The 1,136-nt window shown below is 61.7% G+C and carries 1 protein-coding gene; it reads left to right on the top strand.

Going from position 1 to position 1,136, the window contains the following annotated elements:
* Positions 1 to 1,136: TldD/PmbA family protein (locus CW742_RS14365; protein ID WP_394339474.1), on the top strand; the 1,136-nt coding region annotated here is incomplete at both ends.

Below are 1,136 nucleotides of genomic sequence, written 5' to 3'. Positions count from 1 at the left end.
CTTTGACAGCCCCGCAGCAGGGACCGTGGCCGGGTACTCCATGCATGGCATCAGTTACTGTGACTTCTGGCATGTAACCGGGGCATCCACCCATATCGATATCGATAATGGCACCGTGGAATCTGCCGGAAGCTCTTTTTTCAACAGGGCGGTTATCCGGGTCCTGTGCAGCAGGGGCTGGGGGATTCTCCTGCTCGCCAACTATGCCCGGCCGCGGGGAACCGCATTTGAGGAGCTTCTCGCGTCCGCAGCATGCCTTGCAGCAATCACCGGGGAAGAAGTGAACCTTGCACCGGCAACGGGCGGCACCCTGTCTGTGCCGGAACCGGTTGAAGACCCGAGAGACGTATCACTCGAAGAAAAGACCTCGCTGCTCGCGGCAATCGAACGGTCCGCAAAGCGCGAGCAGGTCGTGAATACCCGGGGAACCTATGCAGAGCGGATCGAACAGGTCCGTTTTGAAGACTCCTCCGGTTCGGACCTGTCCTACGAGATCTGCCGGTCGGGATTCTCTGTCCTTGCGGTTGCGTCACGGAACGGCACGATCCAGATGGGGTACGAGCGCCAACACACCATCCGTGGCCTGAACCTGCGGGGCCAGGAAGAACAGGGCCGCCAGGCTGCCGCGACAGCGGTTGCACTTCTTGATGCACGGGCCGCAAAGGGGGGGACGATGCATGCGGTGCTTGACCCGGAACTTGCCGGTGTTTTCGCCCATGAAGCGGTCGGCCATGCGAGCGAGGGGGACCTTGTCCAGCAGGGCAGTTCGGTTCTCGGCGGGAAGACCGGTGAGCGGATCGGGAGCGACACACTTACGATTGTCGATGACCCGACGCTTACCGAGTTCGGGTTCGAACCGTTCGATGCCGAAGGGGTTGCCGTGGCGAGGACCGAGATTATCCGGAAAGGGGTGCTCTCTTCCTTCCTCCACAGCAGGGAAACGCTGGCTGCTGTCGGGAACGGGACTCCGGGTCATGCCCGGGCAATGCCGGGCGAGCCGCCGGTTGTCAGGATGAGCAATACGTTCATCGAAAACGGGGATGCCACGTACGAGGAGATACTCGGGGAGTGCAAAAACGGCATCCTTTTGAAGGGCTCCCGCGGGGGACAGGTCGATCCCGGGCGGGGCGTATTCC

The sequence above is a fragment of the Methanoregula sp. genome (assembly GCF_002835825.1).
Lineage (GTDB): Archaea > Halobacteriota > Methanomicrobia > Methanomicrobiales > Methanospirillaceae > Methanoregula.
The sequence above is the reverse complement of the archived record's forward strand: the minus strand, read 5'-3'. Positions and strand labels throughout refer to the sequence as shown.